This is a genomic window from Streptomyces sp. AC512_CC834, assembly GCF_019049325.1.
Lineage (GTDB): Bacteria > Actinomycetota > Actinomycetes > Streptomycetales > Streptomycetaceae > Streptomyces.
In genome coordinates this window covers 1-21,223 of record NZ_JAGMUO010000018.1, presented here as the reverse complement: position 1 = coordinate 21,223, position 21,223 = coordinate 1, and the positions used below count along the sequence as shown (strand labels likewise).

The window sequence follows — 21,223 nt, the reverse complement described above, 5'->3', positions numbered from 1 at the left end:
GGCATGACGAACAAGGCAGGAACGACCGCCCCCGTCCTCGGCACCCGCGCCCTCAACCGCGCCACCCTGGCCCGGCAGTTGCTGCTGCGCCGTGCGGCGATGTCCGCCGAGGACGCCGTCGCGCACCTCGTCGGACTCCAGGCGCAGAACGTGAAGCCGCCGTACTACGCGCTCGCCGCCCGGCTCGACGGCTTCACCCCCGGCGACCTGTCGGAGCCGATGGCCGACCGCCGGGTCGCCCGCCTCGTCACCATGCGCTCGACCATCCACACCCACACCGCCGACGACTGCCTGACCCTGCGGCCGCTGGTGCAGGCCGCCCGGGACCGGGAGCTGGGGAGCTTCCGCAAGGGTCTGGCGGGCGTCGACCTGGACCGGCTCACCTCCCTCGCCCGCGAGCTGGTCGAGGCCGAGCCGCGCACCCTGGGGCGGTTGCGCGAGGCCCTCCTCGCCGAGTGGCCCGACGCGGACCCCCTGGCCCTGTCCGTCGCCGCCCGCTGCCGGCTCCCGCTCGTGCAGGTGACGCCGCGCGGACTGTGGGGCAGGAGCGGTCAGGTCACGCTCACCACCGCCGAGCACTGGTTCGACCGCCCCACGCGTCCGGCGCAGGACCCGGACGACACCGTGCTGCGCTACCTCGCCGCGTTCGGACCCGCCTCCGTGAAGGACATGCAGACCTGGGCGGGACTGACCCGGCTCCGGGACGCCTTCGAACGGCTCCGCCCCCGCCTCGTCACCTTCCGGGACCCGAACGGCACCGAACTCTTCGACCTCCCCGACGCGCCGCGCCCCGACCCGGACACCCCGGCCCCGCCGCGCTTCCTGCCGGAGTTCGACAACCTGCTCCTCTCCCACGCCGACCGCACCCGCGTCGTCCCGCCCGAGCACAAGGGCCGTACCTGGCGGAAGAACCAGGCCTACCGCGTCCTCCTCGTCGACGGCTTCGTGGCCGGACTGTGGAAGCTCGAGGACGACGCCGCCCTCGTCGTCGAGCTCTTCGGCCGTCTCCCGGGGAAGGACCGGGACGAGATCGTGGCCGAGGGCGAGCGGATGCTGGCGACGATGCACCCCACGACCGCGTACGACATCCGCTTCGGGACCGTACGCGGCTGAAGACTGGAAAGGGGGCGTTGCGGGCCGCTCGTGGAGGCTCGCAACGCCCCCTGGTCTCGCACCTGAGGGCTGCTCAGGAGATGACGTAGCCCGCCCGGGCGTGGGGGGTGGACGGGGGTCTCGGGACAGACCCCCGATGCCCGGGCGAGCGGCACATGCTCACGCTAGAACCGGCGGTCCGGACCGCCCAATGAGGGAACCCCCTAGGGGAGCCGGACAGGGAAAACCCTCGGTTTACCGCCGGTAAACCCGGCCCGCCGGCAGCCGCCGATTGTCAGCCGACCGTTCTCAGCCGGCCGTTCTCAGGCAGCCGTTCCCGGTCTGCCGTTCTCGGTCGGCCGTTCTCAGTCGGGCCGCCGGCCCGCCGCCAGTCGGACGATGTCGACCCGGGACCGGATCCCGAGCTTGCGGTAGACCCGCGTCAGGGTCGCCTCGACGGTCTTGACGCTGACGAACAGCCGGGTCGCGATCTCCCGGTTGGTCGCGCCCTCCATGACGAGCGCGGCCACCTGACGCTCCATCGGGGCGAGCCCCGCCAGACCGTCCGGCTCGGCCACCGGCACCGGGGGCGGCCCGGCCGCCCGCGCCGCGACCGCCGCCTCCACCCGCCGCAGCCAGGGCAGCGCCCGGCACCGCCGGAACAGCCGGGCCGCCTCGTCGTACGACGCCGACTCCGGGGCCCGCCCCGGCCGTTCGGCGTGCAGCTCGGCCAGCGCGAAGACCGCCCGCGCCTCCTCCAGGCCGAACCCCAGCTCGGCGAGCCGCTCCCGTGCCGACGTCAACCGCGTGACCGCCGCCCGGTGTTCGCCCCGCGCGGCCCGCACCAGGGCCTCGGCCCGGTCGAGCACGGCGAGGACGCTCCCGCGCCCGAGCCGCAGCGCGTGCGCGCGGGTGACCTCGATGACGTCGAGCGCTTCGGCGGGCTCCCCGGTGCGCACCAGCGCCTCCGCGAGATCGCCCTGCCAACGGCCGCGCGCCGGGTCGGTGATGCCCGCGCCGGCCTCCAGCTCCCGCACCCGGCGCAGCACCCGTACGGCCGCCGCCGCGTCGCCCGCCGCCAGGTTCGCGTGTCCGAGCGCGGCCAGTGCCCGCGACAGGTACACGGCGTCGCCGTCCCCCTCCGCCCGCCGCACCGCCTCCCGCGCCAGCTCCAGCGCCCGGCCGGGGTCGCCGCCCGCGGCCTCGGCGAGCGCGGCCTGCATCGCGCCCGCGCCCTCGCCGATGCCCGCGTCGCGCGCCAGCGTCAGGCTCTCCCGGGACAGCTCGAGCGCCCGGCCGCAGTGACCGGAGTGCAGTTCGGTCTCCGAGAGGAAACGCAGGTAGTGGACCTCGCTCTCGGCCATGCCACGCCTGCGCACCTCGCGCAGCAGCGCGGTGACGGTGGTCCGCGCCTCCGCCAGCCGGTCGCTCATCACCAGCCACCGGAACCGGGACGAGCCCGCACCGTTGTGATGGCACGCCACCCGGGGGTCCTGGGGTTCCTGAAGCGCCCGCTGGATGGTCGCCGGGGCGCCCGGATGCCCCATCAGCGTCTCGGCCTGCGCCTGGAAGGCGAGCGCGAGCAGCTCGGAGCGCCGGTCCCCGGCCCGCGCCGCCAGCCGGGCCGCGTGCGCCGCCTCCTGACGGCCCTGGGCGAAGTCGCCCTGCACCACCAGGGAGCGCCAGGCCAACTGGTAGTGGACCAGGGCGAGCAGCCGCGGGTCGTCGCCCGCGTCGGCCAGGGCCTGCGGGAAGACGGCGTCGACCTCGCCGATGGCCTGCCCGGCCGCCTCGATCACCACCATCCAGGCCCGTACCCGCCCGCCGGGCGAGGTGGTCCGGGTCAGCACCTCGCGGGCGAGGTCCCGGGCGAGGTCCGGCTCACCCGCGGTGATCGCGTCCTCGGCGGCCGCCAGCCGGCGCTCGTCCGGGCCCGGTGTGCTGTCCGCCGGGGTGTGGCGGGCGGCGAGCAGCCCCAGCGAGGCGGCCACCGACGGCGCCCCGCGGTCCCGGGCCAGCGCGGCGGCCTCCGCCAGCCGGGCCGCCACCTCCGGGTCGGTGCCGGTGGTGGCCAGCGCCAGGTGCCGGGCGCGCTCGATCGGGTCGGAGGCCGCCGTGGACAGCGCGGCGTGCGCGGCCCGCCGCTCCGGCGCCGGAGCCTCCGCGTACAGCGCGGCCGAGATCAGCGGATGCGCGAACCGTACGGCCGGGCCCTCCGGGTCGGTCGCCAGCAGCCCGAGCGCCGCCGCCTGCGCGGTCTCGGCCTCGGCGTTGTCCCGGCCGGCCGCGTGCAGCAGGGCCGGGGTGGGGCGGGCGCCGGCGCTGGCCACCAGGAGGGTGCGGCGCGCCTCGTCCGACAGCATCTCCAGCCGGGACAGCACCAGGGCGCGCAGCGAGGTCGGCACCGGCAGCGGCTCACCCGGGCGCGGAGCGGCGGGGCTCTCGGCCAGGGCCCGGCCCAGCTCCAGGGCGAACAGCGGATTGCCGCCGCTGGTGCGGTGGATGTCACGGACCGTGGAACGGTGCAGACCCGAGTAGCCGCGCTCGTCGAGCAGCGTCGACACCTGGGCCCGGGTCAGCGGGCCGAGGCGGACGGCGCGGGTGTCCGGCGGGGAGGCGCGCAGATGCCGGTCGTACTCCGCGCTCTCCGTCTCGGGACCCTCGGTCCGCACCGCGCACAGCAGCCGCACCGGGGTGTCGCCCAGGCGGCGGGCGGCGAAGCCGAGGAGTTCCGCGCTGGCGGGATCGAGCCACTGCAGGTCGTCGGCGACGACGAGGACGGGCCCCTCGGCGGCCAGGGCGCGCAGCGCCGACAGCACGGCCAGCCGCAGCGCGAGACCGTCGCGCTGGAGGGTGGACTCGCCGCGGCCGGTGAGCGCCGACTCCAACGCGGTGCGCTGGGCGCCGGGCAGCGCGTCCGACACCTCGTCGAGCACCAGGCCCAGGAGGTCGGCCAGGGCGAGGAAGGGGAGATGGGATTCCGACTCGGTGGCCGAGCAGCGCAGCACGGTGTGCGCCGTACGGGCGTATTCCGCGGCCAGGGTCCGCAGGACCGTCGACTTTCCAATTCCGGCGGGCCCGTGCAGCAGCACACTGCCGCCCCGGGCGAGCTGCTCATGCGCCGCGCCGAATGGCTCCTCCCGCCCGATGACCAGGTCCAAGCGGCCTCCGGCAGACTCCGCGAAGTCCCGTCGCACGGTGACCGCTCCCCTCCGTGTGTCGTGTCCGGGCCAATATTAGGCATTGGCTCATTGCATTCTGGAGGGACGGCGAGGTGAGCCCGACAACAAACGCGGGGGCATCGAAAACAAACTCCGGCGGCGAGAAATCTTCGCCCCGGCGCCCGCGCCCTACGGCAGCCACCCCGTCCGGCGGGCGGCCGCGACGGCCTCGCCGCGGGTGCGGGCGCCCAGTTTGCGCATCGCCGAGCGCAGATAGCTCTTGACGGTCTCCGGGCCCACCCCGAGCCGCTCGGCCGCCGCCCCGTTCGTCGCGCCCGCGGCCACGCACGCCAGCACGTCCACCTCGCGCGGAGCCAGCCGGGGCCCGGGGGCGGGCGCGTTCCCCGCCGCCAGCAGGCCGCACGCGCGCAGCAGTTCGTCCCGCAGCGCCGGGTCCGTGATCCTGGGCGCCAGCGCCCGCAGCGCCGCGTGCGCCTCCCGCACCTGCTCCCAGGCCGCGGCGCCCGCCGGGTCGTGCGCCGGCCGGGGCCGGGACGCCGCCAGCAGCTCGCCCGCCTCGTCCCGCAGCACCAGCGCCTGCTCCGCGTCCCGGGCCGCCGCCACGGCCGCGCTCAGCGTGCGGTCGCCCAGCGGCTGGGCCGAGCGCAGGGCGCCGTACAGCACCCCGCGCACCTGGCGCCGTACGACCACCGGCACCGCGAGGACCGAGCGCAGCCCCTCGGCGGCGACGGGCAGGTCGTACTCGTGGCTGATCTGCCGGGACACCGAGTAGTCCGTCACGGCGCACGGCCGCGACAACGCCACCGCCCTGCCGCCCAGGCCGTTGCCGGAGGTCACCGCGAGGGCACGCAGCGCGTCCGTCGCCGTCCCGCTCAGCTCGCTGATGCGCACCTGGCGCCGGCCGGACTCCAGCAGCCCGCCGAAGGCCACCGGCAGCCCCGTCGCGCGCCGCAGCCGCGCCAGCGCACCACGGATCTCCGCCGCGTCGGCCGCGTCCACCGCCACTCGTTCCGCCCTCCCTCGCGCCCGCCCCGGGACGCACACCCCCGTTCGGGGGTAGTGAGACCTGCATCACGGATTACACGATGGCACAGAGCCGCCCGGCAAGGTCCGGCACCGAGGAGGACAGATGACGACGGCCACGGAGCTGTTCCGCAGCGCACGGGACTTCCTGCTGGAACACCGTGCGGACTACACCGCCGCCTACGAGGGCTTCACCTGGCCCCGCCCCGAGAACTTCAACTGGGCGCTGGACTGGTTCGACGTCATCGCCGACGGCAACGAGCGCACCGCCCTGCACATCGTCGAGGAGGACGGCGCCGAGGTCCGGGTCTCCTTCGCCGAGATGTCCGCCCGCTCCGACCGGGTCGCGAACCGCCTGCGCGAGTGGGGCGTCGGCCCGGAGGACCGCATCCTCGTCATGCTCGGCAACCAGGCCGAACTGTGGGAGACCGCGCTGGCCGCGATGAAGCTGCGCGCCGTCGTCATCCCGGCCACCACGCTGCTCGGCCCCGCCGACCTGCGCGACCGCGTCGACCGCGGCCGGGTGAAGCACGTGATCGCCCGCTGTGAGGACACCGGCAAGTTCGACGACGTGCCCGGCGCCTACACGCGCATCGCCGTGGGCGGCGGCACGCGGGCCGCCGGCTGGCGGGCCTACGAGGACGTCTACACCGCCTCCGACACCTTCACCCCGGACGGCCCCACCGTCGCCGACGACCCGCTGATGCTGTACTTCACCTCGGGCACCACCGCCCGCCCCAAGCTGGTCGAGCACACCCACGTGTCGTACCCCGTGGGGCACCTGGCGACCATGTACTGGATCGGGCTGCAGCCCGGCGACGTCCACCTCAACATCTCCTCGCCCGGCTGGGCCAAGCACGCCTGGTCCAACCTGTTCGCGCCGTGGAACGCCGAGGCGACCGTCTTCCTGTACAACTACGCCCGGTTCGACGCGTCCCGCCTGATGGCCGAGATGGACCGGGCAGGCGTGACCACCTTCTGCGCCCCGCCGACCGTGTGGCGCATGCTCATCCAGGCCGACCTGACACAGCTCGCCACCCCGCCCCGCGAGGTCGTCGCCGCCGGTGAGCCGCTCAACCCCGAGGTGATCGAACAGGTCCGCCGCGTGTGGGGGGTGACCATCCGGGACGGCTTCGGCCAGACCGAGACCGCCGTCCAGGTCTCCAACAGCCCCGGCCAGGTCCTCAAGACCGGCTCCATGGGCCGCCCCAGCCCCGGCTACCGCGTCGAACTCCTCGACCCGGTCAGCGGCGCGCCCGGCGCCGACGAGGGCGAGATCGCCCTGGACCTGTCCGGCGGCCCCGTGGGCCTGATGACCGGCTACCACGGAGACCCCGACCGCACGGCCGAGGCGATGGCCGGCGGCTACTACCGCACCGGCGACATCGGCTCCCGCGACGCGGACGGCTACCTGACCTACGTCGGCCGCAGCGACGACGTCTTCAAGGCGTCCGACTACAAGATCTCCCCGTTCGAGCTGGAGAGCGCCCTGCTGGAGCACGAGGCGGTCGCCGAGGCGGCGGTCGTGCCGGCTCCCGACGCACTGCGGCTGGCCGTACCGAAGGCGTACATCGTGCTGGCCGCGGGCTGGGAGCCCGGCCCGGACACCGCGAAGGTGCTGTTCGAGCACTCCCGCGACGCCCTCGCCCCCTACAAGCGGGTGCGCCGCCTGGAGTTCGGCGAGCTGCCCAAGACCGTGTCCGGCAAGATCCGCCGCATCGAGCTGCGCGAGGCCACGGCGGCCGGTTCCGCGAACGAGTACCGCGAGGAGAACTTCCGATGACCGCCCTCTCCAAGGCCCCCTCCCACGTTCTTTCTTACGCCCACGGCACCGCCACGACCCCGCTCCTCGGCGACACCATCGGCGCAAACCTCGACCGCGCGATCGCCGCCCACCCGGGCCGCGAGGCCCTGGTCGACGTGGAGTCCGGACGGCGCTGGACCTACGCCGAGTTCGGCGCCGCGGTCGACGAGGTGGCGCGCGGACTGCTGGCGAAGGGCGTCACCAAGGGCGACCGGGTCGGCATCTGGGCCGTCAACTGCCCCGAGTGGGTCCTCGTCCAGTACGCCACCGCCCGCATCGGCGTCATCATGGTGAACGTCAACCCGGCCTACCGGGCGCACGAGCTGGAGTACGTCCTCGAGCAGTCCGGCATCACCCTGCTCGTCGCCTCCCTCGCGCACAAGGGCAGCGACTACCGGGCCATCGTCGAGCAGGTCCGCGGCCGGTGCCCCGCGCTGCGCGAGACCGTGTACATCGGCGACCCGTCCTGGGACGCGCTGACGGCGGGCGCCGCCGCGGTGCCGCAGGAGCGGGTCGACTCGCTCGCCGCCGAGCTGAGCTGCGACGACCCGGTCAACATCCAGTACACCTCCGGCACCACCGGCTTCCCGAAGGGCGCCACCCTCTCCCACCACAACATCCTCAACAACGGCTACTGGGTGGGCCGTACCGTCGGCTACACGGAGCAGGACCGGGTGTGTCTGCCGGTGCCCTTTTATCACTGTTTTGGCATGGTAATGGGGAATCTCGGAGCCACCTCGCACGGCGCGTGCATCGTCATCCCCGGCCCGTCCTTCGAGCCGGCCGCGACGCTGGAGGCGGTGCAGCGGGAGCGGTGCACGTCCCTGTACGGCGTCCCCACCATGTTCATCGCGGAGCTGAACCACCCCGACTTCGCCTCCTACGACCTCACCTCCCTGCGCACCGGCATCATGGCGGGCTCCCCCTGCCCGGTGGAGGTGATGAAGCGGGTGGTCGCCGAGATGCACATGGAGCAGGTCTCCATCTGCTACGGCATGACCGAGACCTCCCCGGTCTCCCTGCAGACCCGCATGGACGACGACCTCGAACATCGCACCGGCACCGTCGGCCGGGTGCTGCCCCACATCGAGGTGAAGGTCGTCGACCCGGTCACCGGCGTGACCGTGCCGCGCGGCGACGCGGGCGAACTGCGCACCCGCGGCTACAGCGTGATGCTCGGCTACTGGGAGGAGCCCGAGCGGACCGCCGAGGCGATCGACCCGGGCCGCTGGATGCACACCGGGGACCTCGCGGTGATGCGCGAGGACGGCTACGTGGAGATCGTCGGCCGGATCAAGGACGTGGTCATCCGGGGCGGCGAGAACGTCTACCCGCGCGAGGTCGAGGAGTTCCTCTACGCCCACCCGAAGATCGCGGACGTCCAGGTCGTCGGCGTACCGCACGAGCGCTACGGCGAGGAGGTCCTCGCCTGCGTCGTCCCGCGCGACGCGGCCGACCCGCTCACCCTGGAGGAACTGCGCGCCTACTGCGACGGGCAGCTCGCCCACTACAAGGTGCCCAGCAGGGTGGAGATCCTCGACTCCTTCCCGATGACCGTGTCCGGGAAGGTGCGCAAGGTCGAGCTGCGGGAGCGGTACGGGACGCGCGCCTGACCGGACTTACTGGACCAGCTCCAGGTGCGGGTGGTCCGCGGAGACCGGGCAGACGTGGAGTTGCAGGGCGTAGCCGCCGGCGACGACGATCCGGGTGTAGTTCGCCGGCGGAACGCCCGGGGGAAGCGGGTCGCGGGCCCGGTCCCCCTCGGGGGCCCAGTCCTTGGTGCCGCCGTTCCATTCCGTCGAGGCGATGGTCAGCAGCGGTTCCATCGCGGTGCCGCAGGCGGAGCAGGCCCGGGGCACGAGATCCGTGAGACCCCAACGGGACCAGCCGCCGGCCTTCCAACCGGGAGAGACGGACAGCTTGTTCGTGTAGAACTCCTGCGGCGCCACGGCGTAGGCGCCGTCCACCGCGTCCCCGGCCGCCTGCCACCTGCTCCAGTCCGCCAGCCGTTCCCGCAACTCCTTGTCCAGTTCGAGGAAGTGGGGGTACTCGGTGACCTGCTCGGGCGAGAGCAGGCACGGCTGGGGCACGTAGTCGGAGAACTGGACCGCGGGCGGCTCGGGAGGCGCGTCGAGGACGTCGGTGACCTCGGCGGCGGACCGCCGGACCAGCGCGGTCCTCGGGTGTTCCGGATGGTCGAAGGGGCACCACAGCACCTGGAGCAGGTCGGCGTCGGCCTGCCCGGGCGGGCGCAGCAGGGGGACGTCGCGCACGTACAACTGGGCCACGGGCAGCATGGCGATCGGGCCCTCGGGCCACGGGCGGCCGGCGTTGATCCGCTCGAGGGCCGCCCGCTCCTCGTCCGTGTATCCGGATGCGTGCGGCCCGCCGTGCGGCCGGTTCGCCGCGGCCTCGTGGATGCGCCGCTGCACCCGCACGTCCGCCGGTGACGTCGGCTCGTTCACCTGGTCCCACTCGTGCGGGCCGTCGCAGTACGGCCACGGCTCGCCGGCGGGCCACAGGAGCGGCCCGCCGACCGAGCTGTCGTGCCGCGACGGCGACCCGGCGCGCGGATGCAGCCGGGTCGCCGTGCGTGCCAGCGGGGCCAGTTGAGGGAAGAGCGCGGTGACGTCGAACGGCCGCGGTGGGGTGGTGCGACTCATACTGGCTCCCGATGGCGCTGATCAGACGGGTTCAGTTCCCGAGATTGAGCGTCCCGGTGTTGCCCTTGGTGTTGGTGATGTAGACCTCGGGAAACAGCGGCTGGGACGTTCCGTCCGCCCGCTGCACTGTAGCGGTCATCGTGACCCCCACGGGTATCGTGCTCGTGGCGTCCTGGTACTTGGGCGTCACCTGGTAGAACAGCGCGTCGTTCGCCTGGAAGTTGGGGTCCTCCTTCACCAGCTTCTGAGCCGCCAGTTCGAAGGTCCGCATGCTGGGCGTGCCGGTGTTCATGCCGGACTGCCAGCAGGGGACGAGGTTGTTCTGCCCGCCGTCCACCACCTGGCCCTTGCCACCGAGGATGTTGGGGATCAGGTGACACCGGGCGAGCCCGGTCTTCGGCGAGTAGGTGTCGCGGAACAACTGCGCGTCCTGCCATCCGGTGATGTCACCGGACGCGTCGGAGCCCGTGTCGAGGTTCTTCCCCAGGCAGGCCTGCGCCACGGCCGCGCGGGTACCGGCTCCGTTCGGAGTGGTGGTCTTGTTCACGTGGTCGACGGCGTCGGTGGTGTTCTTGATCCACCCGTCGCCGGCCCGGAGCGATCCGTTCGGCAGGGTCCGCAGGCAGGCTCCCTGCGCCTGCGCGGTCGCGCCGGTGATCTCCACCATGAACTTCTCGGCTTCCACGACCCGCTGGTTCACGAAGCCGTCGAAGAGCTGGTTCTCGGCGGCCTGGTTGTCGGCAGCGGGGACGTGCGCGCGTACGCAGGACCTGCCGAGGTCGGTGCCGCCCAGTTGCTGGACGGCCCAGCCTCCGCCGGTGTCCTTGAGGACGATCTCGGCACACAGGGCGCCGTCGGTTCCGCCCTCATGCGTGGCCGCGAAGGGGAACGTGCCGCAACTGTCGTTCGTGACGACGTCCGGCAGGGCCTGGAAGGGCTTCGACCCGCCGCAGGTGCGAGCGGTGCGGTCGGCGATGCCGCTCTTCGCCCGGGTCAGCGGCTTGTCGCGCCCCCAGCCGCCCGCGAGGTTCTGCTGGGCCCACCGGTACCCGACCGCCGCGGCGCCCGACGTGGCGTCGATGTTGACGACCGGCATGACGCTGGGCACCACGCAGCCGGGTCCTGGCGTGCCGGCGGAGGCGGTGTCGCTGACGTCGTCGTCGCAGCGGATCCGTTCCGGGTTGCTCCAGGAGGCGCTCGGGTCCGTGATCTGGGCGCCGGGAGAGGTCACGTACAGGTCGTACGACGTCGTGAACTCGACCTCGGTACCCGCTGCGGGGGTGGAGGAGTAGGCGACGCGGCCGTTGCGGGAATCGCCCTTGACCAGGGTGCCCCCGTACCACGGGGCGGTCTTGGTGGCCTTGCAGCCGGCCGAGCACGCGGACCTGAACTTCGCGGTCAGGGACGTGACGGCCCCGGTCGCGCCGGTCATGGTCACGGTCACGTGCTCTTCCCACGACGTGCCCTCGGCGGGCAGGAGGGCACTGGTCGTCACGTTCAGCGTGCCGGTGCCGATCTGCTTGCCGTTGCCGTCCTTGAGCACGTACAGCACGGTCAGGCCGCTCACGCAGTAGCCGAAGCGGTTGAACTTCCATGTTCCGGGAGCGGTGATCGCGCAACTGGCCGCGTCGTCGGCGGCGGCCGACGCCGACGCCGACGATGCGGACGACGCGGCGAGGGACTGCCGCTCGGCCGGCTTCACCGGCGTGGCGCTCATCGAGACGCAGGCCTGTACGGCTCCTGCCCGGCGCTCGCGGGAGCCGGCGCGGGTGGGCTCGCATCGCTCCCCGGGCGCCACCGTGGCGGGGCGGGTCTTGGTGGCGGCGGAAGTGTCTGCTGGATCGGCCTGATCGGCCGGATTGACCGGATCGGTCGGGTCGGTCGGGTCGGTCCGGTCCGCCCGGCTCCCGGGCCGCTCCTGGGTCTGCGGCGTCGCCTGCGCCGGGACCATGGCCGTCGTGGTGGCGCCGAGCGCCATGACGGCCAGCAGGGAGAGGAGCACGCGCCGGGAGCGCGGTATTCGAGACGAGGGTCTCATCGTGGGACTGTCCTTTCGGGTGCGACGTGCTGTCCGGTGACGGCCGGGTGTGTCCGGCAGGCCAGCCGGTCAGAAGAAGTTGGACAGTCCGCCGGTGATCGAGGACACCAGCTCCTTGCCCTCCTCGGCGACCTTGTGCACCACCGGTGCCACCTTCTTGCCGGCCGAGAGGACGAGCTTGCCCCGGCCGAAGGTGGCCAGGTTCAGCGCGGTCCCGCCGATGGCCTTGACGAACTCACCGCTGGTGAAGCCGTGTTCGAGGCCGGTGAACAGCGCCCCCAGCGCGCCGGCGCCCACGGACAGGTATCCGAAGAACGCCGCACCCACGGCCAGCGGGGGGAAGACCAGACTGGCCAGACCGAGTCCGGCGGCGATGAACCCCGAGGCGATGCTGACGGTGTTGGCCGCGTCGGCCCACCAGCTTGCGTCCGACCACCAGTCCTCCTTGCCGGAACCGGTGCCGTTCGGGTGGATGTCGTCGTTGCTCTCGTTGTTGGCCGGGTTGCGGCCCTCGTCCCGCTCCCGCTGCGCCTTCTCCTTGGCCTCGCGGGCGGCCTCGGCCTGCTCGGCCGCCCGCTTTTGGGCGACGATGGCGCGCGCCTGGCTGGATGCCGCGGCGGCCGCCTTGGAGTCCCGGCCGGCCTCCAGTTCCGACTGGCGGGCACTGGCGGCCGACGCCTGCGCGCTGTAGGAGGACTGGAGCGCCGAACGGGCCGAGTCGATCGCCTTGTTGGCGGAGTAGTTCGCCGAGCGGGACGCGGTGCGCGCGGTCGCGGCGGCGGCCTTGGCGGTGCTCGCCGAGGCCTTCGCGTCGGCGGCGGACTTGTCGGCGGCGTCGGCGTTCTGCTTGGCCTGGTCGGCGTAGCTGTCCGCCTCCTTCGCCGAGGCGATGGCCTTGTCGGCCCACTCCTTCGCCTGGTCGGCGGCGTCGCGGGCGTCCGCCGCGGCCTTCGACGCCAGCGCCGCGTTCTCCTGCGCCGTGTGGGCGATCTTGGCGGCGGCGGCGATGGACCCGCGGATCGCGGCGATGTGGGTGGCGGAGTCGTGGTCGAGCTGGGCCGCCGTGTACTGGACGACCTGGACGAAGTTCCGGCGCATCCAGGTGGGACCCTCGAGGGCCACCTCGGCGTACGACTTGACGTACTCGCCCCCGTTGGCGAGGGCCGTGGAGGTCGCCACCGCGTCGTCCTCGCGCACCGCCGCCGGGTAGGTGCGGTCGAAGAAGTCCGAGACCGCCTCGGGGGTGTTGGCGTCGAGGGCGTCGTTGGCCGCCTTGGTGACGGCCTTGCCGGGATTGTCGTTCAGGATGCGGGCGATCTGCACCTTGCGGTCGTCCTGCGACGCCCGGATCATTCCCGAGGTCAGGAAATCGCCCACGGCAGCCGAACTGTCGCTCTCCAGCGCCGCCTGCGCCGCCTGCGCGATGGCGGGGCTGGATATCTCGGCGATGTGCAGGACGGTCTCCCGGTCGTCCTGGCTCTGGGCGAGGGTCCGGTCCAGGTCGATCCACGAGTACAGGTCGTCGTCGCTGCCGGCCAGCGCGTACTGGGCGGCCTGTCGCGTCCAGGCGCCCTTCGCCTCCAGCAGGCCTGTGGCGGCCTGGCGGCCCAGGGTGGCGGCGAGCGCCAGGTCCCCGGTCTCGAACAGGGCCTTCTCGGCGGAGGCGATCAGCTCCTTGAGGGCCTGCGCGGTCTGCTTCTCCTGCGTGCGCTTGTCGTCGTACTCGGCCTGCTCCTGAGCCTCGATCCCGGACAGCAGCCGGGCCTCGTCCATGCCCTGGAGCCTGTCCTGCTCCAGCCGGGCCAGTTCGGCCTCCCGCGCGGCCTTCTCGGTCGCCATGGCCTCGTCGACGGCCTCGGTGGCGTTGTTGGCCGCCTTCACGGCCTCGCCGGCGTGCGCGGTGGACTTGTTGGCGTAGTCGATGGCCTGGCCGGCGAACTTGACCGCCTCGTCGGCCGCGTCGGCGGCCTTCAGAGCGTGCTCGGCCGCGGAGTAGGCGGCGTCACGGGCCTTGCGCGCCGCGGCGGCGGCCGTGTTGGCGAGCGCCTGGGCCGTGGAGGCGGCGTTGGTGGCGCGGTTGGCCGCGGTCGTGGCGATGGCGGCCTGGCGCTTGGCCTCGTTGGCCTCGGACTGGGCGGCGCCGGAGGCCGCGGCGGCCTGCGCGGCGGCGCCCGCGGCGGCCGCCGAGTTGCGGGCGGCGGAGGCGGCCGAGCTGCCGGCGTTGGCGGCCTGCGCGCCCGCGGCGGCCGCGTAGTCGGCGGCCCTGGCGGCGGTCTTGGCCTTCTCGGCGCAGTCGCGGGCGGCGAAGGCCGCGTCCTTGGCCGCCTTGGTCTTGCCGGCGTCCTTCGACGCGGCGATGGCGGCGTTGTAGGCCCGGGAGGCGGCGTTGCCGGCCGTTGCGGCGGCCTGGGAGGCGGCAGCCGCCGCCCACGAGGCACGGCGGGAGGCGACCACGGCGGCGTTGGAGGCGCTGATGGCGTCGCGGGCGGCGTTCGCCGCGCCCTTGGCGGCATTGGCCGCCTTCCGGGCGGCCGCGGCGGACCTGCGTACGTCGTCCTTGGCGGCGGCGGCCTCGGCGGCGGCCTTCTGCGCGGCTTCCTTGGCCTTCTGGGCGGCGGTCAGGGCCCGCTCGGAGGCCTCGACGGCGAGGTCGGTCTCGGCCTGGGCCTGCTTGCCCTCCCGCTCCACCACGGCCACCAGTTCGGCGATGGTCGCCGACTCCTGGTCCCGGGCCCGGGCTATGTGCTGGCCGGTGTCGAGGAACCACTGGATGTCCGACGCCTCGCCGCTCAGGGCGCGGTCCGCGTACTTCTGCACCTCGGGCCCGGCGCCGACCAGCATCGTGGCCACCTGCACCCGGGCGTCCTCCAGGGCGGCGCCGTACTGGCCGTCGGTGAGGAAGTCCTCCAGCGCCTGCTGGGTGTTGGCGTCGAGGGCGGCGGAGGCCTCGCGCCTGACGCCCTTGCCGCCGGTGCTCGACACGATGGACGTCGTCACCGCCAGGTCCTCCAGCAGGGCGGGCTTGTACCCCTCGCCCAGGAACGCCGCGACGGCGGCGTCGCCGTTGTCCAGCGCGGCGGACGCCTCGCGACGCGTGCCCTTGCCGGCCCGGAAGATGAGCCGGGAGACGGCGACGCGGTTGTCCTCCGCGAGGACCTTCGGCAGCGTCTCGGTGAGGAACGTCCGGATGTCGCTGTCGGTGCCGTAGAGCGCGTAGGCGGCGGCGGCCTTGGTGGCCCGGCCGCCCGTGGACCAGGCCTTGACCACCTTCGCCCGGTCGGTGTCCGGCAGGACGAGCGAGCCGTCCGCCGAGCCGTCCGCCGGGTCCTGAGCGTCGGCCGCCCGGGCGGGCCGCGCGAGCGTGAGGGGAGCGGCGGCCACGGCGGTGGTGGCGGCGACCGCGCCGAGAAGCCGTCTGCGGCTCCAGAACATCGTCTGCATGGGTGAGTTGTCCTCGTCGTCGTGAGTGGCGGCAGCGAATGCGTGCGATGGCCGTGCCTATTTGAGCGCGCTTCGAAGGGGAAATCAATTGCGTATAAGGGAATGTGAGTCGACGTCAGCAATCTTCTCGGCATGCAGTGAACAACCCACACAAGTTCTTCACGAAAGGTCGCACAACCTTTGCAAAACGTGAGAGACGTCACGCCGCCTCCTCAACTGCCGCCCCGTTTGCGGTGGTTCAGCAGGTGGACACGGTGAGGCGATTGACGTGCCATGGTCAGGCTCGGCGGCACCGTGAGTGAATTCCGCCCCGGAATATCGACCGGACGCGGACACTCGGCCGCCCGTGAATTGATTAAGGATCGGCATGAGAGAAAACGTCGTTGTCGCGGCGAATTCACGAAAGAGGAAACGAATCGTCGCGCGCACCCTGATCGCGGCGGCCGCCGCGGGCGCCCTGGCGTGGGGCGTGCTGGCGTCCGTACCCCAGGGCGCGGCCGGCGGCCCGTCGGTGGCTGTCGCCGACGACGCACCGGGGTACGCGGTGGAGGACTTCGACTACCCGCAGGCGGACCGGATCGAGGCGGAGCAGGGCATCCTGCTCAAGCGCGGAGACGGCCACATCACACTGGTGGACTGTGCCGGCGGGACGGGGTTCATCGAGGTGCTGGCGCGGCGGACCGCGGAGAAGGTGTGCTTCAAGTCGGTGGGCGACTCGGGCTGGCTGACGCTGGAGATCCCCGCCGTGTACTCGATGCGGGGCAACGACTACGACACGCAGGTGGACATGACCGTCGGGGACGAGGAGAAGTCCTTCGACCTGGAGAAGAACACCTGGACCCCGGTGGGCGAGAGCGCCGACGAGCAGAACCGTGAGCATCTGCTGGTGGAGATCAGGACCTCCAAGTAGTGCCCAGCGAGTAGTGCCCGGCAAGTAATGCCCGGCAAGTAGTGCCCAGCCTGCTCAGTCGGCCCAGCCGAACGCCGCAGCCGGATCTCCCACCAAGGAACTCAAACCATGCGACACACCAGATCCGTGCGCCTCGCCGCACTGGTCGCGGCCCTGACCGCGGGGCCGCTCGTCATGACCGCCGTGCCCGCCACCGCCGTGACGGGACCCGCCTCCGCCGACTCCGACACCACGCACGCCTACACGGCGCGGGTCGTCGTCGGCGACCACGACCGCGGCTGCTCCGGGGTCCTGGTCGACACCGAGTGGCTGCTCACCGCGGCCAGTTGCTTCGCCGACAACCCCGCCGAGAGCCTCGCGGTACCCGCCGGCAAGCCGGCCCGCACGACCACCGCGACCATCGGCCGCGCCGACCTCACCGGCACCGGGGGCGCGGTCCGCACGGTCGTGGAACTGGTGCCCCGCACCGACCGCGACGTGGTCCTGGCCCGGCTGAACCGCCCGGTCACCGACGTCACCCCCATCGCCCTGGCCACCGCCGCGCCCACCGCGGGCGAGGAGCTGACCCTCGCCGGTTACGGCCGTACGAAGACCGAGTGGGCGCCGCTGAACCTGCACACCGGTGCCTTCTCCGTGGACGCCGCCGACGCCACCACCGCGACGGTGACCGGCAAGGACGGCGTGGCCGCGTGCATGGGCGACACCGGCGGCCCGCTGGTGCGCACGGTGAACGGCACCGGACAACTCGCCGCCCTCAGCAGCCGCTCGTACCAGGGCGGTTGCTTCGGCATCGACGCCACCGAGACCCGTACCGGCGGCGTCGCCACCCGCGTCGACGACCTCGGCTCCTGGATCGCCTCGAAGGCCGGCGCCAACCGCGTCACCGACTTCAACTGCGACGGCGTCGAGGACATCGCGATCGCCGACCCCGAGGCGGCCGTCGGCGGCGACGCCAGGGCCGGCCTGATCCGCGTCGTGTACGGCGACGGCAAGGGCACCGCCGAGATCAACCAGGACCTCGACTGGGTCCCGGGCGCCGGCGAGACGAACGACCTCTTCGGACAGGCCTTCGACACCGTCGACTACGACGAGGACGGCTGCACCGACCTGGCCGTCGGCGTCCCGGGGGAGAACCTGGGCGACGCCGTGGACGCGGGCATGGCCGACCTCCTGTACGGCGCTCCCGGCGGCCTCGGCACCGGCGCCACCAAGAACACCCACTTCGAGCAGGCCTCGGGCAACGGCTCCATCAGCGCCTCCACCCCCGAGACCGGTGACCTGATGGGCCAGGCCCTCGTGGCCGGCACCACCGCCGCCGGTGAGCCCTTCCTCCTCATCGGCACCCCCGGCGAGGGCCTCGGCGACCTCGCCAAGGCGGGCGAGGCGTTCTACGTGCGCGGCGGCACCAACGTCTCCGTCCACCAGGACAAGCTGGACGTGCCCGGCGCCGTGCAGGCCAACGACGGCTTCGGCGCCGTGCTCGCCGCCGACGCCAACCACCTCGCCATCGGGGCGCCCAACGAGTCCATCAACGGCGACGCCGCGGCCGGCAACCTCGCGGTCTTCTCGCACGTGCTGAACAGCGAGAACCGTCCCACCCCGCTGTTCGGCCTCGACCAGGACCTGGACACCGTCTCCGGCGGTGCCGAGGCGGGCGACCGCTTCGGCGCGGCCCTGGCGCTGGCCCCGTACCGCCCGTCGGGCGCGGCGAGCGCCGACGAGTCGATCCTCGCCGTCGGTTCGCCGGGTGAGGCGCTGAACGTGAACGGCGTCAGCAAGGCCGAGACGGGCGGCGTCATCACCTTCCGCGTCACCGCCGCCGGCACCTACTCCCAGCTCGACGGATACTCCTCCGGCACCGGCGACGACGACGTCTCCGGCACCTCCGAGGCCGGTGACCACTTCGGCGCCACCCTGACCGCCGTCAACACCGCGCCGCGCGCGGTGAGCACCGAGGCGACCATGAAGATGGCCGTAGGCCTGCCCGACGAGGCGATCGGCACGGCCGCCAAGTCCGGCGCCGTCCACGTCTTCTCGATGCTCGGCTCGCCGGGCGCCAACGACAAGTGGATCGAGTCCGGCGACGGCGACGGCGTCCCCGGGGCCCCCGGCGCGAACCAGCGCCTCGGCTCCAGCATCCACTTCACCGGCAGCCACCTGTACGTCGGCATGCCCTACGGCCCGACCGGCACCGGCGCGCTCTACGCCCTGCCGATGTCCAACGTGACCCTCGGCGAGCCCAACGCGGCGCCCACCGTGTACCAGCCGGGACAGGGCGGTCTCCCCGCCTCCGGCACCACCTTCGGGTACGCGGCGCGGTAGTCGCCGCAGCAGTTCTCAGCCGGCCGTGGCGTCCAGCGCCACGGCCGGCGCGTTCGCCGGACGCGGCACACCCGTCGGGTCGAGCACGAAGAGCGGCACGTCCAGCAGGTCGGCGCGGACCAGGGCGTCCTCGGCGTACCCGGCCAGGGAGAAGTACACGCACCGCGCCGACTCCGCCATCGCCGTCAGCCACAGGCGCTCCACGTCCCGCACCGAGGCCGGGCCCACCGTCGGATCCACCTGGACGACGATGCCGGGCGCCGCAAGCCCGATGCCGGACAGGGGCCGCTGGTCGGCGCGGCGCACGTCCCGGTGGCCCAGCCCGCGCAGATAAAGGACGGCGGCGGTGACCGCGTCGCGGGCGGTGCGGATCGGGACGGCCCGGTGCGCCGGGACCCGCGAACCGGGGGTGCGCCCGGAGCGGCCCGCGGCCGTGCGGTCCACCGGTACGCACAGCACCGTCCCGCACGGGCAGCCCAGCTCCGGCCGGGGCCACCTGCTCTCGGCCCCGCAGGCCGCGCAGCGCACCCCGATCCACTCCTCGTCCCACGCCCGGTGGGTGACCGCGGTCGCCGTCCCCCGCGGATCCAGCTCAGGGGCGACGGGCGCCCCGCACGCGCAGGGATACGACGGTGCCGTGTAGCGGTGCCGGCGCCCGCAGGCGGTGCAGCACACCGAGATGGTCTCGGACATGACCCCCATCGTCCTCCCTTGACGGCCTTCGGCTGCCCACTTACATTACTTCCAGATCGTAGAAAACAAATTTCGCTATACGGAAGTTGCTACGGAAGAAGCTCACCGCGGGGCGCGACGGGAGTGCGAATCCGACAGCCGGAGCAGGAGTACTCGATGGCTCGTATGACCGCTGCCCGAGCGGCAGTTGAGATCCTCAAGCGCGAGGGCGTCACCGACGCGTTCGGTGTCCCCGGCGCGGCGATCAACCCCTTCTACGCGGCGCTCAAGGCGTCCGGCGGCGTTCAGCACACCCTCGCCCGCCACGTCGAGGGCGCCTCGCACATGGCCGAGGGCTACACCCGCACCCACCCCGGCAACATCGGCGTCTGCATCGGCACCTCCGGTCCGGCCGGCACCGACATGATCACGGGCCTGTACTCGGCGATCGGCGACTCGATCCCGATCCTGTGCATCACCGGCCAGGCGCCGACCGCAGTGATCCACAAGGAGGACTTCCAGGCGGTCGACATCGCCTCCATCGCGGGGCCGGTGACGAAGATGGCCGTCACCGTCCTCGAGGCCGCGCAGGTCCCCGGCGTCTTCCAGCAGGCGTTCCACCTGATGCGCTCCGGCCGCCCGGGCCCGGTCCTGATCGACCTGCCGATCGACGTCCAGACCACGGAGATCGAGTTCGACCCGGAGACCTACGAGCCGCTGCCCGTCTACCGACCCGTCGCCACCCGCGCCCAGATCGAGAAGGCCATCGGCATGCTGGTCGCCGCCGAGCGCCCGCTGATCGTGGCCGGCGGCGGTGTCGTCAACGCCGACGCCGCCGACCTCCTGGTGGAGTTCGCCGAACTGACCGGCACCCCGGTCGTGCCCACCCTGATGGGCTGGGGCCTGCTCCCCGACGACCACGAGCTGAACGCCGGCATGGTCGGCCTGCAGACCTCGCACCGCTACGGCAACGCGACCTTCCTGGAGTCCGACTTCGTCCTCGGCATCGGCAACCGCTGGGCCAACCGCCACACCGGCAAGCTCGACGTCTACACCGCCGGCCGGAAGTTCGTCCACGTCGACGTCGAGCCCACCCAGATCGGCAAGATCTTCGCTCCGGACTACGGCATCGCCTCCGACGCGAAGGCTGCCCTCGAGCTGTTCGTCGCGGTGGCCAAGGAGCTGAAGGCGGCCGGCAAGCTGCCCGACCGCTCCGCGTGGGCCGCCGCCGCGCAGGAGCGCAGGGCCACCCTCCAGCGCCGTACGCACTTCGACGACATCCCGATCAAGCCGCAGCGCGTCTACGAGGAGATGAACAAGGCCTTCGGCCCCGAGACCCGGTACGTCTCCACCATCGGCCTCTCCCAGATCGCCGGCGCCCAGATGCTGCACGTCTACCGCCCGCGGCACTGGATCAACTGCGGTCAGGCAGGCCCGCTCGGCTGGACCGTCCCGGCCGCGCTCGGCGTCGCCAAGGCCGACCCCGACGCCCAGGTCGTGGCGCTCTCCGGGGACTACGACTTCCAGTTCATGCTGGAGGAACTGGCCGTCGGCGCCCAGCACCGGATCCCGTACGTGCACGTCCTGGTGAACAACTCCTACCTGGGCCTCATCCGCCAGGCGCAGCGGGCGTTCGACATCGACTTCCAGGTCAACCTGGAGTTCGAGAACATCAACTCGCCCGAGCTGGGCGTCTACGGCGTCGACCACGTCAAGGTCGCCGAGGGCCTGGGCTGCAAGGCGATCCGGGTGACCGACCCCGCCGAGCTGGGCGCGGCCCTGGAACAGGCCAAGAAGCTCGCCGCGGAGCACCGGGTCCCGGTCGTCGTCGAGGCCATCCTGGAGCGCGTCACCAACATCTCCATGTCGGGGACGAACGACATCGGCAACGTCATGGAGTTCGAGGAGCTGGCGACCGAGCCGGCGCACGCCCCGACCGCGATCAAGCCGCTGAAGGTCTGACACGCCGGGTACCGAATACCGAGAGCGGCCCGTTCCCCCGTGGGGGCGGGCCGCTCTCGCGTGTGCGCGGGCTCAGTCCGAGGCGCCCCCGCCGCCCCCTGGGCCACCCCCGCC

The 21,223-nt window shown here is 73.0% G+C and carries 12 protein-coding genes; 6 read left to right on the top strand and 6 right to left on the bottom strand.

Features of this window, described 5'->3' with window-relative positions:
• Positions 1-3 precede the first annotated feature (3 nt).
• Complete coding sequence (locus KUM40_RS07395; RefSeq protein ID WP_217164119.1) at positions 4-1,113, top strand: winged helix DNA-binding domain-containing protein; 1,110 nt, start codon at positions 4-6, stop codon at positions 1,111-1,113.
• Positions 1,114-1,457: 344 nt separating this feature from the next.
• Here KUM40_RS07395 and KUM40_RS07390 read toward each other — a convergent pair whose 3' ends face one another.
• Positions 1,458-4,289 (bottom strand): AAA family ATPase, encoded by a 2,832-nt coding sequence (locus KUM40_RS07390; RefSeq protein ID WP_217164117.1) that lies wholly within the window; start codon positions 4,287-4,289, stop codon positions 1,458-1,460.
• Between the two features lie 153 nt (positions 4,290-4,442).
• Positions 4,443-5,279: a helix-turn-helix transcriptional regulator gene (locus KUM40_RS07385; protein ID WP_217164115.1), complete on the bottom strand. Its 837-nt coding sequence runs from the start codon at positions 5,277-5,279 to the stop codon at positions 4,443-4,445.
• 124 nt (positions 5,280-5,403) lie between these two features.
• On the opposite strand from KUM40_RS07385, the gene ibuL reads away from it, so the two are divergent.
• On the top strand, positions 5,404-7,080 hold the full coding sequence (ibuL, locus tag KUM40_RS07380; RefSeq protein ID WP_217164113.1) for an isobutyrate:CoA ligase IbuL: 1,677 nt from the start codon (positions 5,404-5,406) through the stop codon (positions 7,078-7,080).
• Complete coding sequence (gene lbuL, locus KUM40_RS07375) at positions 7,077-8,714, top strand: linear/branched/unsaturated fatty acid:CoA ligase LbuL (RefSeq protein WP_217164109.1); 1,638 nt, start codon at positions 7,077-7,079, stop codon at positions 8,712-8,714. Before ibuL ends, lbuL begins: the two co-directional genes overlap by 4 nt.
• Before the next feature lie 6 nt (positions 8,715-8,720).
• On the opposite strand, the gene KUM40_RS07370 is transcribed toward lbuL, so the two are convergent.
• The 3 genes from KUM40_RS07370 to KUM40_RS07360 form a co-directional block, all read right to left on the bottom strand.
• Positions 8,721-9,764: a hypothetical protein gene (locus KUM40_RS07370; protein WP_217164108.1), complete on the bottom strand. Its 1,044-nt coding sequence runs from the start codon at positions 9,762-9,764 to the stop codon at positions 8,721-8,723.
• Positions 9,765-9,795: 31 nt separating this feature from the next.
• Complete coding sequence (locus KUM40_RS41075) at positions 9,796-11,802, bottom strand: DNA/RNA non-specific endonuclease (protein ID WP_254394724.1); 2,007 nt, start codon at positions 11,800-11,802, stop codon at positions 9,796-9,798.
• 69 nt (positions 11,803-11,871) lie between these two features.
• Positions 11,872-15,243, bottom strand: coding sequence for an ALF repeat-containing protein (locus KUM40_RS07360; RefSeq protein ID WP_217164106.1), 3,372 nt, complete (start codon positions 15,241-15,243; stop codon positions 11,872-11,874).
• 367 nt (positions 15,244-15,610) lie between these two features.
• On the opposite strand from KUM40_RS07360, the gene KUM40_RS07355 reads away from it, so the two are divergent.
• Together KUM40_RS07355 and KUM40_RS07350 are read left to right on the top strand one after the other, a co-directional pair.
• Complete coding sequence (locus tag KUM40_RS07355; RefSeq protein ID WP_254394723.1) at positions 15,611-16,153, top strand: hypothetical protein; 543 nt, start codon at positions 15,611-15,613, stop codon at positions 16,151-16,153.
• 108 nt (positions 16,154-16,261) lie between these two features.
• On the top strand, positions 16,262-18,475 hold the full coding sequence (locus KUM40_RS07350; protein WP_217164103.1) for a trypsin-like serine protease: 2,214 nt from the start codon (positions 16,262-16,264) through the stop codon (positions 18,473-18,475).
• Positions 18,476-18,490: 15 nt separating this feature from the next.
• On the opposite strand, the gene KUM40_RS07345 is transcribed toward KUM40_RS07350, so the two are convergent.
• On the bottom strand, positions 18,491-19,177 hold the full coding sequence (locus tag KUM40_RS07345; protein WP_217164101.1) for a hypothetical protein: 687 nt from the start codon (positions 19,175-19,177) through the stop codon (positions 18,491-18,493).
• A gap of 147 nt (positions 19,178-19,324) precedes the next feature.
• On the opposite strand from KUM40_RS07345, the gene gcl reads away from it, so the two are divergent.
• On the top strand, positions 19,325-21,109 hold the full coding sequence (gene gcl / locus KUM40_RS07340; RefSeq protein WP_217164099.1) for a glyoxylate carboligase: 1,785 nt from the start codon (positions 19,325-19,327) through the stop codon (positions 21,107-21,109).
• Positions 21,110-21,223 lie beyond the last annotated feature (114 nt).

Excerpts from the sequence above, each read along its gene's own strand:
- KUM40_RS07395 (WP_217164119.1), top strand. The coding sequence starts at position 4 with ATGACGAACAAGGCAGGAACGACCGCCCCCGTCCTCGGCACCCGCGCC.
- ibuL (WP_217164113.1), top strand. The coding sequence starts at position 5,404 with ATGACGACGGCCACGGAGCTGTTCCGCAGCGCACGGGACTTCCTGCTG.
- lbuL (WP_217164109.1), top strand. The coding sequence starts at position 7,077 with ATGACCGCCCTCTCCAAGGCCCCCTCCCACGTTCTTTCTTACGCCCAC.
- KUM40_RS07370 (WP_217164108.1), bottom strand. The coding sequence starts at position 9,764 with ATGAGTCGCACCACCCCACCGCGGCCGTTCGACGTCACCGCGCTCTTC.
- KUM40_RS41075 (WP_254394724.1), bottom strand. The coding sequence starts at position 11,802 with ATGAGACCCTCGTCTCGAATACCGCGCTCCCGGCGCGTGCTCCTCTCC.
- KUM40_RS07360 (WP_217164106.1), bottom strand. The coding sequence starts at position 15,243 with ATGCAGACGATGTTCTGGAGCCGCAGACGGCTTCTCGGCGCGGTCGCC.
- KUM40_RS07355 (WP_254394723.1), top strand. The coding sequence starts at position 15,611 with ATGAGAGAAAACGTCGTTGTCGCGGCGAATTCACGAAAGAGGAAACGA.
- KUM40_RS07350 (WP_217164103.1), top strand. The coding sequence starts at position 16,262 with ATGCGACACACCAGATCCGTGCGCCTCGCCGCACTGGTCGCGGCCCTG.
- KUM40_RS07345 (WP_217164101.1), bottom strand. The coding sequence starts at position 19,177 with ATGGGGGTCATGTCCGAGACCATCTCGGTGTGCTGCACCGCCTGCGGG.
- gcl (WP_217164099.1), top strand. The coding sequence starts at position 19,325 with ATGGCTCGTATGACCGCTGCCCGAGCGGCAGTTGAGATCCTCAAGCGC.